The 14,199-nt window shown below is 70.7% G+C and carries 13 protein-coding genes and 1 pseudogene; 3 read left to right on the top strand and 11 right to left on the bottom strand.

Annotated elements, in window-relative coordinates; translation table 11 throughout:
- Positions 1 to 11: 11 nt before the first annotated feature.
- Both ACQEWB_RS34115 and ACQEWB_RS34110 read right to left on the bottom strand, forming a co-directional pair.
- A complete protein-coding gene (locus ACQEWB_RS34115) occupies positions 12 to 671 on the bottom strand; it encodes an NADPH-dependent F420 reductase (RefSeq protein ID WP_432837886.1) in 660 nt (219 codons plus the stop codon).
- A 115-nt stretch (positions 672 to 786) separates the two neighbouring features.
- Positions 787 to 1,790 (bottom strand): annotated as a pseudogene (locus tag ACQEWB_RS34110) (zinc-dependent alcohol dehydrogenase family protein).
- 101 nt (positions 1,791 to 1,891) lie between these two features.
- On the opposite strand from ACQEWB_RS34110, the gene ACQEWB_RS34105 reads away from it, so the two are divergent.
- Entirely contained in the window at positions 1,892 to 2,800 is a 909-nt protein-coding gene (locus tag ACQEWB_RS34105; RefSeq protein WP_432837884.1) for an AraC family transcriptional regulator, read from the top strand.
- A 123-nt stretch (positions 2,801 to 2,923) separates the two neighbouring features.
- Here the strand turns inward: ACQEWB_RS34105 and ACQEWB_RS34100 are convergent, their stop codons facing one another.
- The gene (locus ACQEWB_RS34100) at positions 2,924 to 3,136 is read right to left on the bottom strand and encodes an EF-hand domain-containing protein (protein WP_432837882.1); all 213 of its coding nucleotides are present in this window, start codon (positions 3,134 to 3,136) and stop codon (positions 2,924 to 2,926) included.
- A 58-nt stretch (positions 3,137 to 3,194) separates the two neighbouring features.
- Entirely contained in the window at positions 3,195 to 4,106 is a 912-nt protein-coding gene (locus tag ACQEWB_RS34095; protein WP_432837880.1) for a MerR family transcriptional regulator, read from the bottom strand.
- Between the two features lie 57 nt (positions 4,107 to 4,163).
- Here ACQEWB_RS34095 and ACQEWB_RS34090 point away from each other — a divergent pair, with 57 nt between their 5' ends.
- Positions 4,164 to 4,829, top strand: coding sequence for an N-acetyltransferase family protein (locus tag ACQEWB_RS34090; protein WP_432837877.1), 666 nt, complete (start codon positions 4,164 to 4,166; stop codon positions 4,827 to 4,829).
- Here the strand turns inward: ACQEWB_RS34090 and ACQEWB_RS34085 are convergent.
- From ACQEWB_RS34085 to ACQEWB_RS34055, 7 genes are all read right to left on the bottom strand, one after another.
- Complete coding sequence (locus tag ACQEWB_RS34085; protein WP_432837875.1) at positions 4,783 to 5,361, bottom strand: ADP-ribosyltransferase; 579 nt, start codon at positions 5,359 to 5,361, stop codon at positions 4,783 to 4,785. The genes ACQEWB_RS34090 and ACQEWB_RS34085 overlap by 47 nt on opposite strands.
- Before the next feature lie 77 nt (positions 5,362 to 5,438).
- Entirely contained in the window at positions 5,439 to 6,620 is a 1,182-nt protein-coding gene (locus ACQEWB_RS34080) for a YncE family protein (RefSeq protein ID WP_432837873.1), read from the bottom strand.
- Positions 6,620 to 7,411, bottom strand: a complete 792-nt coding sequence (locus ACQEWB_RS34075) for a polysaccharide deacetylase family protein (RefSeq protein ID WP_432837871.1) — start codon at positions 7,409 to 7,411, stop codon at positions 6,620 to 6,622. The genes ACQEWB_RS34080 and ACQEWB_RS34075 overlap by 1 nt, the downstream gene beginning before the upstream one ends.
- A gap of 94 nt (positions 7,412 to 7,505) precedes the next feature.
- Positions 7,506 to 8,114, bottom strand: a complete 609-nt coding sequence (locus ACQEWB_RS34070) for an ATP-binding protein (RefSeq protein ID WP_432844169.1) — start codon at positions 8,112 to 8,114, stop codon at positions 7,506 to 7,508.
- 168 nt (positions 8,115 to 8,282) lie between these two features.
- The gene (locus ACQEWB_RS34065; protein WP_432837869.1) at positions 8,283 to 9,050 is read right to left on the bottom strand and encodes an enoyl-CoA hydratase/isomerase family protein; all 768 of its coding nucleotides are present in this window, start codon (positions 9,048 to 9,050) and stop codon (positions 8,283 to 8,285) included.
- A 103-nt stretch (positions 9,051 to 9,153) separates the two neighbouring features.
- Positions 9,154 to 10,398, bottom strand: a complete 1,245-nt coding sequence (locus ACQEWB_RS34060) for a L,D-transpeptidase (protein ID WP_432837866.1) — start codon at positions 10,396 to 10,398, stop codon at positions 9,154 to 9,156.
- 122 nt (positions 10,399 to 10,520) lie between these two features.
- A complete protein-coding gene (locus ACQEWB_RS34055; RefSeq protein WP_432837864.1) occupies positions 10,521 to 11,729 on the bottom strand; it encodes an Ig-like domain-containing protein in 1,209 nt (402 codons plus the stop codon).
- Between the two features lie 196 nt (positions 11,730 to 11,925).
- Here ACQEWB_RS34055 and glgX point away from each other — a divergent pair, with 196 nt between their 5' ends.
- Positions 11,926 to 14,181, top strand: coding sequence for a glycogen debranching protein GlgX (glgX, locus tag ACQEWB_RS34050; protein WP_432837862.1), 2,256 nt, complete (start codon positions 11,926 to 11,928; stop codon positions 14,179 to 14,181).
- Positions 14,182 to 14,199 lie beyond the last annotated feature (18 nt).

The raw sequence follows: 14,199 nt of genomic DNA, 5'->3' as shown, positions 1-14,199 counted from the left end.
GGCGGTTCCGGCTAGCCGCGGAAGTCCGCCGGGCGTTCCGGGGACGCCTCCGACAAGGCCTTTGTCACGGCGTCCGTTCCTGCGCGGAGGCCGTACACCGGTGTGCCCGGCTGTTGGCGCCAGGAGTCGGCGAGGGTGCCTGTGTCGACCGTGTCGAAGCCGAGTTCGTCGATCAGGGACCGGACCTTCGCCTTGGCCTGCTCGTCGTCGCCCGCGACCGGGAGCGCCTGGCGGTCGGGGGTGCCGGGCGGCAGGGGGCGGTCGAGGATGTCCTGGGCGTAGGTGCCGTTGAAGGCCTTGATCACGGTGTGGCCGATCTCGCGTGCCGTCCAGGCGCTCTCCGTGAGGCCCTCGTCCTCGATGCCGGCGATCCTGCCGTCCCGCTGCGGGTAGTAGTTGCCGGTGTCGATCACCGCCACGTCCGCCGCGGCGCCGTCCAGTACGCCGGCCGGCAGATCGGGGATCGCCTTGAGGGGGATCGTGACGACCACGACCTCCGCGCCGCGCGCCGCCTCCTCCACCGGGACCGGTGTCGCACCGGTCTCCTTCGCCAAGTCGGTGAGCGTTTCGGGACCGCGGGAGTTGGCGACGGAGACGTCGTGACCGAGGGCGGTGAGCCGCCGGGTGAGGTTGCCGCCGATGTTGCCCGCGCCGATGATGCCGATCTTCATGACAGGACTGGCCTTTCAGGGTAGATGCACATGCATGCTTCTGACATGCGTCAACCCAGGCGGTTCCCGGTCTATTCCGTACGGCGGGCTCAACGGGTGAACACCGTCCGCACCTTCACACCCGTACGACGATCTTGCCCGTGTGCCGGTTCGACTCCATCAGGCGGTGGGCGTCCCGGATCCGGTCCAGTCCCTCGAAGACCTCGCCGACGACCGGGCGGAAGCCGCCGTCGGCCAGGCCCGCGTTCAGGAAGGCGGTGGAGCGGCGGCGGCCGTCCGGGGTGGCGGTGAGGATCATGTTGACGTAGGTGTGGATGGTGAAGGGCCAGTTCCGGGGATCTCGGCGGGACGGCGGTCCAGCCAGCCGTAGGCGAGCACCGAGCCGCCCGTCGCCAGGGCCTCCGCCAGCGCACGGAAGCCGGGGCCGCCGATCGCGTCGAAGATCACCTCGACGCCCCTGCCGCCGGTGAGCCGCCGCACCTCCTTGGCCACGGCCTCCGGCGCCGACTCCCCGGTGACGATCACCTCCGCCGCGCCCAGTTCCAGGAGCCCGCGCCGCTTCTCCTCCGTGCGCGTGGTCGCCAGGGGGACCGCGCCGATGCGGCGGGCGACCTGGATCGCCGCCGTGCCGACCCCGCTGGACGCGCCGGTGATCAGGACGTGGTCGCCGGGGCGGAGGCCGGCCGTCTCCAGCAGGCCGCCGTACGCGGTCGTGTACGTCAGCCAGGCCGCCGCGCCGGTCACCGCGTCGACGGAGCCGGGGCGGCGCAGGACGGCGGACTCGGGCAGGACGACCCGCTCGGCGTACACGCCCTGTGCGCTCATCTCGATGCCGGGGCCGGTCATCACCGGGTCGCCGACGGCGAGTTCGGTCACGCCCTCGCCGATCGCCTCGACGATGCCGGCGGCCTCGTAGCCGAGGCGGGAGGCGGGGAGGGCAGGCTGGTAGTAGTAAGTGCCGCTGCGGAAAAGGGCTTCGGCGCGGTTGAGGCCCAACGCCTCGACGCGGACGAGGACTTGGCCGGGGGCGGGGTGGTCGGGGACCGTCGCGTCCTCGATCCGCAGGACCTCGGGGCCGCCGATTTCATGAAAAAGCACGGTACGTGCGGTGGTTGGCATGCAGGAAACGCTACGAGGCGGTCGTGAGACGATCCATGTCCATCGGTCTCCGTTTCCTGTCCGCACGTCTTCTGCCCTGCCGCGCCGGTTACCGTTCGGACATGGACGTACTCAGCGATGCCGTGGGCGCGATGCGCACCGGGCGGCCGCACTCCTCGCTGCGGGACAAGTACGCGCCCTGGGGCATGCGGTTCGAGGCCTCGGCGGGGGCCGGGTTCCATGTGGTGCTGCGCGGGTCGGCGTTGCTGATCCCGGCGGAGGGCGAGCCGGTCGTCGTCGGTCCGGGCGACGTGGTGTTCCTGGCGCACGGGCGGGGGCACGCGCTGGCCAGCGGACTCGACGTACCGCTGGACCCGGTACGGCCCGGGCAGAACGGCCAGTGGCCCCAACCACCCTCTCCCCCAAGGGATTTGGCCCCGGACGCCGTCATGCTGTGCGGCTCCTACGGGCTGGACCACAGCCGCGCCCACCGGCTGCTGACCGAGCTGCCGGAGGTCGTGCACCTGCCCGCCCGGGTCGGCGCGGACCGTTCGCTGCGGGCGGCGGTGGAGCTGCTCGGCATGGAGCTGGAGGAGCGGCGGCCCGGCTCCGACGCCATCGTCACCTCGCTCCTGGACACGCTGCTGCTGTACATCCTGCGCGCCTGGTGGCAGCGGGAGCACCGGGGCACCGGCTGGTCGGCGGCGCTCGCCGACCCGGCCGTGGCGGCGGCCCTGCGCGCGATCCACGGCGACCCGGCCCACCCCTGGACGGTCGGGGAACTCGGCGCCGAGGGCGGCCTGTCCCGCGCGGCCTTCGCCCGCCGCTTCACCACGCTGGTCGGCGAACCGCCGCTCGCCTATCTCACCTGGTGGCGCATGACGACCGCCGGCCGGCTGCTCCGCGAGGAGGACCTCCCGCTCCGCCAGATCGCCCAACGGGCCGGTTACACCTCGGAGTTCGCGTTCGCCAAGGCGTTCAAGCGGGAGTACGGGGTGGCGCCGGGGCAGTACCGCAGACAGGCCTCCTGACGCGCCCCGGCGGACTTCCCGTCCGCCTCTTGGCCCGCCCCCGCCGGCCTGCCCCACATGACGAAGGGGGCGCCTCCTCGGGCGCCCCCCTTTTTCGCGTTCGCGACTTGGTTTCCGCGTCCGCTACTTGTTCAGGTAGGCCCAGAACTCGTCGAAGGACAGGACCTTGTCGCCGTTCAGGTCGCGGGACTTGATGATCACCTCGGCGACCGACTCGGTGACGTTCCAGTCGCCCTCCTGGGCGAGGGCGGACTTGAACTCGGCGGCCGTGATGAAGCCGTCTCCGTCGGTGTCGATCCGCTGGAATTCCTTGCGCGCTGCCTCGATGTCCGCCACCGATCCGCCCCTTTTCTCCATGACTGCGTGTCTTGCTGTGTTGCTGACGCAGGTCAGATTAGCTGGCCGTACGCGCCCGGAGCGCGGCGCCCACCCAGGAGAACTCCTCCGCGTAGGTGTGCATGGGCGTCCCCTTGAGGATCCCCAGCAGCTCGCGGTAGCGGGCGAGCCGGGGATTGTGGGTCGCGTCGATGCGTTCGAGGACCGCGGCGTGGTCGGTGTCACCGAACAGGTCCCGCAGCACCTCGTCGGCGGCCGACGACTCGGGGTCGATCCCGCGCTCACGCGCCTTCCCCACCAGCTCGACCATCCGTTTGGCGAACCACCTGGATGCCCCGGCGGGTGTGTCGGCCGCGCGGCCGGCGTGATTGAGCTCGGCCGCCCTGCGCATCTGCACCCGGAAAGCGGGGTCCTGCACCAGCTCCGCCAGCTCCACCCACGCGTCGACCTGCTCGGGCGTCGGGTCGTCCGGCAGGTTCACCGCGGTGTTCCGCATCCGTTCGCGGACGTCCGGGTCGGCCAGGTCGAGCCCGTGGAACATCTCCTCCACGAACTCCTCCATGATCCGCCTGCGCTCGGCCGCCGACAGCCGCGCCAGTTTGTTCATCAGGGTCATCTCCTCCGCACTCGAACCGCGTCGCGCCACGGTCGACAGCACCGCCCGGGTCACCCGCAGCGAGCGGATCTGCGCGTCCAGCGCCACCACGTGCGCCGCGGCCACCTCGGCGACCGTCCGCTCCCCGTCCAGCACCTTGCGCACGTCCGCGAGGCCGAGGCCCAGCTCGCGCAGGGTGCGGATCAGTTCCAGACGGGCGGCGGAACCGGCGTCGTAGAGCCGGTAACCGCCCGTGGAGCGGCCGACGGGAGTGAGTACGCCCTCGTCGGACCAGTAGCGGATGGTACGCACGGTCAGTCCGGTGGCCCTGGCCAGCTCGCCGATGGTGAAGAGTCCGGTGCCGTCTTCGATCATGTGTGTGAGTCTGGGCCTTCCAGTGGGTGGAGACTCAAGGCGTGCGGGGGCGGATCGATGGAGACCTTGCGGGACATTCTCGACTCGGCGGCCCGCGGTGTCTTCCCGCCCGCGGACGGCGGCACGACGGTCGTCCCGCAGGCCTGCGAACGGGACGCGGGGGTCCTCGCCTTCACCGCGCACGCCGTCGTCTTCACCGACGAGGACCCGGAGTGGGTGCGCGAGACGCTGAGCGCCGTGCGCTGCGACGCGCTCGCCGCCCCCATGAACCCGCGATTCCTGACCGCACTCCTCGACCGCACGGGCCGTACCACCGAAACCATCGACGCCATGCTGGTCGGCGCCCCGCTGCCGGGCGAACCGCCGGTCGCGCTCAGGGAGATCGAGGACGGCGGGCATCCGCGGATCGTGTACGCCCGCGGCCGCCGCGACGAGGTGCGCGCCTGGACGGCGGACGGCGGGGTGCTCGTCATGGGGCGCGGGATCGGTGGGCGGCTGGAGGTGTCGGTCGAGGTGGATGAGGGTGTACGGCACCGGGGGCTGGGGCGGCTGCTGGTGACCGCCGCCCGGCAGCTGGTCGCCGAACCGGTGTGGGCGCAGGTCGCGCCGGGGAACGCCCGCAGCTTGCGGGCGTTCCAGGCGGCCGGCTATCGGCCCGTCGGATCCGAGGCGCTGCTCAGTGCCAGGGCTCGTAGTACGGGTTGCTCTCGCAGTCGCTCATGATCTCGACCTTGGTCTTCTTGTCGACCGGGCAGACGCCGATGATGTACTGCCGGGCGATACCACCGGGGAAGGCCACCTCGACCTGGTCGGCCCATTTGTGGGTGTCGCCGATGGTCTTGTTGACGTCCACACCGCCCGGGGCGTCGATGTAGTAGTTGTAGCCGGCCTTCCACCACGTCTTGTAGAGGTCGTGGTCGTACGACGTCGAGACGTACGGGGAGGGCTGGTTGACCAGCACGTACTGCTCGATGTCGTACTGGCCGTCGATGACGTCCTTGGGGTAGAAGCCCTGCTCGAATACGGTCGCCGGGCCGCGGCCGTCGCTGCGGTAGAGGGTGCCGCAGGTCGTGCGCCAGACCGGCTCGGGCGTGATGCGGTCGACGTCGACCCGGCGGTCGGCGGCCGCCTTGACCGGGTCGTCGAACTGGGGGCAGGCGGGCGCGGCGGCCTTCGCGGGGGCGACGGTGACGAAGACGGCCGCGAGGGACAGGAGCGCGGCAGCGGCCCGCCGCCGGAGGGGAGTTGTGATCATGCTGAGCACGATTCCGGGTCCGCGGCGGCGGGTTGTGGATCATCACTCGATCGGCGGCGTGTCCAACTGCCGTGCTGTCAGCGGAAGATGCCGGTGTGCCCGAGGGAGTAGCGGCCCGGCTGGGGATAGACCGCGAGGCCGTGCGGGCCGCTGCCGACCTTGATGCGGGCCAGCTGCTTTCCGGTGTGCGTGTCGATGGCGTACACCTCGGAGTTGTAGCGGCCGGACAGCCACAGGACCTTGCCGTCGGCCGAGACGCCGCCCATGTCGGGGCTGCCGCCGTCCGGCAGATGCCACTTCTTGGTGACCTTGTTCTCGGCGAAGTCGAAGACGGAGATCGAGCCCTCGCCGCGGTTGGAGATGTACATCTCCCGCGAGTCGCGGCTGACGTAGAGGCCGTGGCAGCCCTTGCCGGTGGGCAGGAAGGCCGGCTTGGTGAACTTGTCGCCGTCGAGGATCCACACCCCGTCGGCCATCATGTCGGCGATGTAGAACTTCTTCCCGTCCGGCGAGATCTTGACGTCCTGCGGCATCGCGCCGTGGAACGGTAGCTTCTGCTGGCCGATCACCTTCATCTTCTCCGTGTCGACCTTCAGCAGCTCGCCGCTGAACTCGCAGGAGACGATGAAGTAGCGGCCGTCGAGGGAGAAGTCGGCGTGGTTGACGCCGTAGCAGCTGACCGGGACGGTCTTCTCGCGCTTCATGGTGTGCGCGTCGCGGAAGACCAGTTCGCGGTCGAGGGAGGCCATCACGATCGCGTACTTGCCGTTGGGCGTGAAGTAGAGGTTGTACGGGTCGTGCACGTCGACCGTCTTCCCCGCCTTGCCGGTCTTCGGGTCGATCGGGGTGAGGGTGTTGCCGCGGTCGTTGTTGACCCACAGCGTCTTCATGTCCCAGGACGGCACGACGTGCTGGGGCTGCGCGCCGACCGGGATCGTCTCGATGACCTCGTATGTCCTCGGGTCGATGACCGAGACGGTGTTGGAGTTGGTGTTGGGGACGTAGACGCGGGACGGGAAGTCCCGTACCACCGGGGAGAGTCGGTTCGGGCGGTCGGCCGCGTACACGTCCTTCGGGTTCAGCACCGGCGGCATGCCGGGCAGCCCCCGGACGACCGTCGTCTTCTTCCTGACCGGGGCGAGGGCGGCCTTGCTGCCGAGCGCCTCGTCCGTGCGGTGGTTCGATCCCGCGCCGCAGGCGGCCAGGGCGGCGAGGACGGTGGTCGCGAGGAGGGCGTGGGCGATTCGGGTGCGCTGCATCAGCTGAACAACTCCGTGGTGGTCACCGCGGACAGACCGCGACGGGCGAGTTCTTCCAGTACGGCGGGGAGCGCCAGGGCGGTGTCCGGATACCCGAAGTGCAGGCTCACCACGGACCCGGCGCGGGCCTCGGCGAGGACCTTGCGGGTGATGGCGGCGGCGCCGGGCCGGGTGTAGTCGAGGGAGTCGACGTCGTAGGACAGGACGTGCGGATAGCCGGCGGCCTGGGCCAGGCGGGCGACCAGCGGGGAGGCCTGCGGGGCGCGGGAGGGGCGGAACCAGGTGCCGATCGAGCCGGTCAGCCGCTTCAGCCGGTCGGCGCAGGCGGTGATCTCGGTGCGGGCGTCGGCCTCGGACATGGTGTTGATCGCGAGGTGGCGCTGGGTGTGGTTGCCGAGGTCGTGGCCGCCGTCGAGGATGCGGCGGGCCAGGTCCGGCTGCTCGTCGAGCCAGTTGCCGACGGCGAGCACGGTGACGTGGGCGCCGTGCCGCTCGGCCTCGGTGAGGATGCGGCGGGCCAGGGCCGGATCGCCCTGGCCGTGGAAGGTGAGGGCGACGCGGGGGTGGGTGCGGGGGCCGTGGGTGAGCTGGGCGGGTTGACCGGGGAGGCGGCGGGGGACGGGGGCCGCGGCGGAGGTCGTGCGGGTGGGCGTGGTCGGATGCGCGGAGGGGGCGGGGTGGGCGGCGACGGCACCGTGCGTACCGCATCCCGCGGTGAGGGCGCCGGCGGCGAGGAGCCCGGCACCGGTGCGCAGGGCCGTGCGGCGGTCGGTCTGGGTCACCCGCACCATTTAAGGGGCGGCGGGTAAGAAAAGGGGCGATTACCCCTATTGGGGGACACTGTTCGGGTCGCGGCCGATCCGCCCATGATCGGCCGGCGATCCGCTAACGGTCCGCCACCCGCATCTCGAACCACGTCGTCTTGCCGCGCGGCAGCAGGTCCACGCCCCAGCGGTCGGACAGCTTGTCGACCAGGAACAGGCCCCGCCCGCTGATGTCCGTCTCCTGGACCGGCATCAGACACGGCAGCCCGCGGGACGGGTCGCGGACCTCGATGCGGATCCAGCCCCGGCGGCGGCGCATCCGCAGGCCGAAGACCCGGGCGCCGGTGTGCCGTACGGCGTTGCCGACCAGCTCGGACACGAGCAGGACGGCGTCCTCGGTCATCTTGGGTGTCAGTCCCCAGTGCCGCAGCACGACGACCTGGGTGAGCCGGCGGGCCGTGGCCGCGGACTCGGGGCGGGACGGCAGCGGGACCTCGGCCTCCGTGGGATTGCCGAACAACTCCAGTGCCTTGAGCGCTCGTTCGTCCTCGACCGCAGGCGACCAGCGCGCCGCGGTCGCACGGCCCTGTCCCCGCGGCTGTTCGATGCCCTCCAGCCCCGCCATGCCCCCATCATGGCCGCACCGGGCGCCCTCCGGGGCCGTTCCGGAGGAATACGCCCCCCGGAATCCATCCTTCCGGATGGGCCGATCGGCATATGCCAGCGGCAGTTCGGAAGCTTCGGCACCCTGCCTGAGCTGCGACGACGACTCCTCTGGAGGCAATCGACGGACTCCCTCGACAAGCCAGACTTAAGGTTGCCTTAAGGCTCCCATAAACCGCCCCATCGAGGGACCCGGATCAGACATCGCGTCAATTGCAAGTGGTTCGGGGGTACTTCAGAGGAACTTCGCCTTGCCGGGGCCCTCCTCCACGAAGCTCCGCATCCCGCGCTCGCGGTCCTCCGTCGCGAACAGGCCCGCGAACCAGTTCCGTTCGACGGCCAGGCCCGTCTCGAGGTCCGTCTCCAGACCGGTGTCGATGGACTCCTTCGCGGCCCGCAGCGCGATCGCCGGCCCCTGCGCCAGCCTCGCCGCCCACTCGTGCGCGGCGGTGTACACCTCGGCGGCCGGCACGACGCGGTCCACCAGACCGAGCGTCAGCGCCTCGTCCGCCTTGACCATCCGGCCGGTGAAGATCAGGTCCTTGGCCTTGGACGGGCCGACCAGCCGGGCCAGCCGCTGGGTGCCGCCCGCGCCGGGGATCAGGCCGAGCAGGATCTCCGGCTGGCCCAGCTTGGCGTTGTCCGCGGCGATGCGGTAGTCCGCGCACAGCGCCAACTCGCAGCCGCCGCCGAGGGCGTAGCCGGTGATCGCCGCGACCACCGGCTTGGGGATGCGGGCCACCGCCGTGAACGAGTCCTGGAGGGCGCGGGCGCGCAGGACCATCGCGGTGTGGTCCATCGCCTGCATCTCCTTGATGTCCGCGCCGGCCGCGAACACCTTCTCCCCGCCGTACACGATCACGGCCCGGACGTCCTCGCGCCGGGTCGCCTCCTCGGCCAGCTCCTTGAGCCGGTCCTGGGTGGCCACGTCCAGGGCGTTCATGGGCGGCCGGTCGAGCCGGATGGTGCCGACGCCTTCGGCGACTTCGAGATTCACGGTCATGCAGGCAGGTTAACGTGCGCTAACGACAACGGCCCCGGTGCAGTAGCTCACACCGGGGCCGATCGTCAGGAGGCGGACGCAGGAGTCGTACGCCTGGAAGGTTCTACGACTTCCACTTGTCCCACGACATGTTCCAGCCGTTGAGGCCGTTGGCCGGGTCGACCGTCGCGTCGTCGGAGTTCTTCACGACCACCACGTCGCCGAGGATCGAGTGGCTGAAGAACCAGGCCGCCGGCGTGGTGCTGTCGTAGCCGCCGCGCACGTCCCGCAGACCGATGCAGCCGTGGCTGGCGTTGTAGTTGCCGAAGGCGCCGCCGCCCCAGTAGTTGCCGTGGGCGAAGGTGCCCGAGTCGGTCAGGCGGATGGCGTGCGGCACGTCCTTGATGTCGTACTCGCTGCCGTAGCCGACCGTCTCGCTGTTCATGCGGGTCTCGGTGAGCTTCTGGCTCATGACCATCTGGCCGTTCCAGGTGTCGTAGCCGGGCTTGCCGGTGGTGACCGGGATGGTCTTGATGGTCTTGCCGTCCTGGGTGACCTTCATGGTGTGCTTCTTGGCGTCCACGTAGGAGACCTGGTTGCGGCCGATGGTGAACTTCACCGTCTTGGCCTGCGAGCCGTAGACGCCCGGGCGGCCCTCGACGCCGTTCAGGTCGAGCTTGACGGTGACCTTGGTGCCGGACTTCCAGTACTGCTCGGGGCGGAAGTCGAGGCGGTCGTTGCCGAACCAGTGGCCCTCGACGTCGACGGCCGGCTCGGTGGTGATGCTGATGGCCTTCGCCACGTCCTCGGGGTGCGTGATGCCCCGGGTGAAGCGGATGGAGAACGGCATCCCGACGCCGACCGTGGAGCCGTCCTCGGGGGTGAAGGTGCCGATGAAGGTGTTCTTCGGGGTCAGCGTGGTGAAGCTGGAGTCCTCCGCCGCCTGACGGCCCTCGGAGTCCTTGGCGACCGCGTGCACCGAGTACTTGGTGGCAGCGGCCAGGTGCGTGTCCGGCGTCCAGCTCGCGCCGTCGGCGGCGATCTTGCCGGCCACCGCGTCGCCCTTGGCGTCCTTGACCTCGACGGTCGTCAACTTGCCCTTGCTGGCGCTGACCTTGAGCGCCCCGCTGGTGTCGACGGACTTCGCCCCGTCCTTGGGGGCGATGGCGACGACGGCCACGGACTGCTTGCTCTGGGCCGTGTCCGAATCCTTGCCCTTACTGTCTCCGGAGCCCGATCCGGACCCCGAGCCTCCCCCTCCGCACGCGGTGACCGCGAGCAGCAGGACGCCGAGAATCAGCGCCAACAACCCCTTGCGGCCACTCCTGCGTGCGTCAACCGACGCCCCCGATATCGGCCTGACGTTCAAGTCGTTCTCCCCTCCCGGGCCTGGTCGGGCCCCACCCCGGCGCAGCTCAAGCGCGCTTGGCGCATATTAACCGCCGGGTTTTGAGATTCGTGTCAGACGAAGGTCACCGTTCCGTCGCAACGTCAACTGCCCGCTTTCCACTCCTTCCACCCCATGTTCCACCCTCCGAGGCCGTTGTCAGGAGCGACCTTTTTGTCATTGCTGTGTACGACTTCGACCACGTCCCCGATCAGACTGCGGTCGAAGAACCAGCCCGCGGGGGTGTCGGAGCCGCCGCCCTTGACGTCCTTCAGGCCCACGCAGCCGTGACTGACGTTGACGCGGCCGGGGGCGGTCGGCGCCCAGTAGTTGCCGTGCAGGAAGGTGCCGGAGTCGGTCAGGCGCATGGCGTGCGGGACGTCCGGGATGTCGTACTCGCCGCCGAAGCCGACCGTGCGGCTGTTCATGCGGGTGACCTCGAGCATCTCCATCACCACCATCTTCCCGTTGTAGGTGGTGTGTTTGGGCGCCCCGGCGGTGATCGGGACGGTGGCGAGCAGGTCGCCGTCCCGGCGGACTTCCATGGTGTGCGCGGCCGCGTCGACCAGGGAGACCTGGCTGCGGCCGACGGTGAAGGAGAACGTCTTGTACTGGAGGCCGTAGACGCCGGGCGCGCCCTCCACGTCCCGGAGCTTGAGCGCGACCGTCACCTGGGTGCCGGGCTTCCAGTAGTTCTCGGGGCGGAAGTCGAGGCGGGAGCTGCCGAACCAGTGCGGGCGGATCTCGACGGCCGGCTTCGCGGTGACGTGGACGGCGCGTTCGACGGCGGCGCGGTTCTCGATCTCGCGGTTGAACTCCAGGGAGACGATCATGCCGGTGCCGACCGTGGAGCGGTTCTCGGGGGTGACGTAGCCGATGAAGCGCTCGTCGGGGACCTCCGTGGTGAACGTGGTGTGCCGGGCCGACCTGCGCCCGTGTCCGTCCAGGGCGACCGCGTCGACGGTGTACTTGGCGGCGAGCGCGAGCCTGCTGTCGTCGGGTTCCCAGCGCAGGCCGTCGTCGGAGAGGTGCCCGGGCACCACCGACTCCTGCGCGTCCTGGGACCGGACGACCTTCACGGACTCCAGGCGCCCGCTGGGCACCCGTACCTGGAGCCGCTGGTCCGGCTGGATGCCCTTGCTGCCGTCGTCCGGGGAGATCCGGATGACGTCCTCGGGCGCCGGGGCCTTGCCCAGCACCTCGTCGATCCCGCCGGAGCCGCCCGAAGTACAGCCGGCCAGCAGCCCCGCCCATGTCAGTACGGCGGCCAGTGCGGCCCCCGCGCGCCGCGCGCGCCCATGTCCATGCGTCACGAGGTGCACAACGACGGGGCCCGCCCCGGGGAAACGTGGGTCCGAACCCTGAGGGGCTCGCCACACCCCCACCTCCCTCGGGTCGTTTGGCCGAGCTCTGGGCAGAACAGTGGGGAGGACGACGCGCTGGGGAGCCGTGGCCGGGACGCCGTGCGCTCTCTTTTTCCGGTCGTCCCTTGAGCCGTGGGAGGCCGTGGTGTCCAGCGCAGCCGAGCAGGAGGCGGTGGCCGAGGAGGGTGTGCGGGCCGCCGCCGTGGTCAACGGCGTGCACCGCAGGGCGCCCGGCGTGCCCGTGCGGCCGGGTGCGCCGACGCCGCTGGGGGCCAGGTTCCGGGTCGGCCACGACGGGGTCGCGGGCACCAACTTCGCGCTGTGGGCGGGCGGGGCGGAGGCCGTCGAGCTGTGCCTGTTCGACGAGCGGGGCAAGGAGACCCGGGCCCGGCTGACCGAGCTGACGCACGAGATCTGGCACGGCTTCGTGCCCGGGGTCATGCCGGGCCAGCGGTACGGCTACCGGGTGCACGGCCGCTGGGACCCGTGGACCGGCAGCCGCTGGAACCCGGCGAAGCTGCTCCTCGACCCGTACGCCCGCGCGGTGGACGGCGACTTCAGCCTGCCGCCCGAGGTTTACGGGCATGTCCGCGACTGGCCGCAGCAGCAGGTCGCCGACACCGTCCGCGACGACCGCGACTCGGCGCCGTACGTCCCGAAGGGCGTCGTCGTCCACGATGACGACGACTGGTCCGACGACCGCCGCCCCAAGACCCCGTGGGCGGACTCGGTCATCTACGAACTGCACGTCAGGGGCTTCACCAAGCTGCACCCGGGGATACCGGAGGAACTGCGGGGCACTTACGCCGGCTTGGCGCACCCCGCCGCAATCGAGCACCTCGTCCAACTGGGCGTCACGGCCGTCGAGTTGCTCCCCGTCCACCAGTTCGCGCACGAGGACCACCTCCTGCGCCGCGGCCTGAAGAACTACTGGGGCTACAACTCCATCGGCTACTTCGCCCCGCACGCCGCGTACGCCGCCTCCGGTACGACGGGACAGCAGGTCGGCGAGTTCAAGCGGATGGTGCGCGCACTGCACGCGGCCGGTATCGAGGTGATCCTCGACGTGGTCTACAACCACACCGCGGAGGCGGGCGAGTTGGGCCCGACGCTCTCCCTGAAGGGCATCGACAACCGCGGCTACTACCGCCTCCAGTCGGACGCGCGTCGATACGCCGACTACACGGGCTGCGGAAACACCCTGCACGTGGTCCAGCCGCACGTGCTGCGGCTCATCACCGACTCCCTGCGCTACTGGGTGACCGAGATGGGCGTCGACGGCTTCCGCTTCGACCTGGCGGCGGCGCTGGCCCGCTCGATGCACGACGTCGACATGCTCTCCCCGTTCCTGGCGGTGATCGCGCAGGACCCGGTCCTGCGCCGGGTGAAGCTGATCGCCGAGCCGTGGGACGTGGGCTCCGGCGGCTACCAGGTGGGCTCCTTCCCACCCCTGTGGACGGAGTGGAACGACCGCTACCGCAACGCCGTACGGGACTTCTGGCGCGGCGCGCTGCCGGACGTACGGGACCTGGGCTACCGCCTCTCCGGCTCCAGCGACCTGTACGCCTGGGGCGGCCGCCGCCCGTACGCCTCCGTCAACTTCGTCACCGCGCACGACGGTTTCACGCTCCGCGACCTGGTGTCGTACGAACGCAAACACAACGAGGCCAACGGCGAGGGCAACCGGGACGGCACGGACGACAACCGCTCGTGGAACTGCGGGGCGGAGGGCGAGACGGAGGAGGAGCGGGTACGGGCCCTACGGCGACGCCAGTTGCGCAACCTCCTCACCACCCTGCTGCTGTCGACGGGCGTGCCGATGCTGGTCGCCGGCGACGAACTGGGCCGCACCCAGCGCGGCAGCAACAACGCGTACTGCCAGGACAACGAGATCAGCTGGCTGGACTGGAGCCTGCTGGAACAGCCGGGCTGGAAGGCCCTGTTCGACCTCACCTCCCGGCTGATCGCCCTGCGCCACCAGCACCCCGTGCTGCGCCGCCGCGCCTTCTTCTCCGGCCGCGCCCACTCCGCGGACGGCCTGCGCGACCTGGCCTGGTTCACGGCGCGGGGCACGGAGATGACGGAACGCGACTGGTACGCCCCCGCCGCCACCCTCGGCATGTACCTCTCCGGCAAGGACATCCCCGGCCGCGACGAACACGGCGACCCCATCCTCGACGACAGCTTCCTCGCCCTCCTGCACGCCGGCGACCGCCCGGAGACCTTCATGCTGCCGGGCCCACCGTGGGCGGCGGCCTACGAGGTCGTCGTGGACACCTCCCGGGAGACCCAGGCCGAGCAGCCGGGGGTGGTGCACCGGGCGGGGGCGGCGATCACGGTGCCGGCGCGTGCGGTGCTGCTGTTGAAGGTGGTCGACAGGGCCGCCATCGCAGCTCCGTGAACGCTGTAAGTGATCGCC

Origin of the sequence: Streptomyces sp. CA-249302 (assembly GCF_050936785.1) — a bacterium.
Lineage (GTDB): Bacteria > Actinomycetota > Actinomycetes > Streptomycetales > Streptomycetaceae > Streptomyces.
The sequence above is the reverse complement of the archived record's forward strand: the minus strand, read 5'-3'. Positions and strand labels throughout refer to the sequence as shown.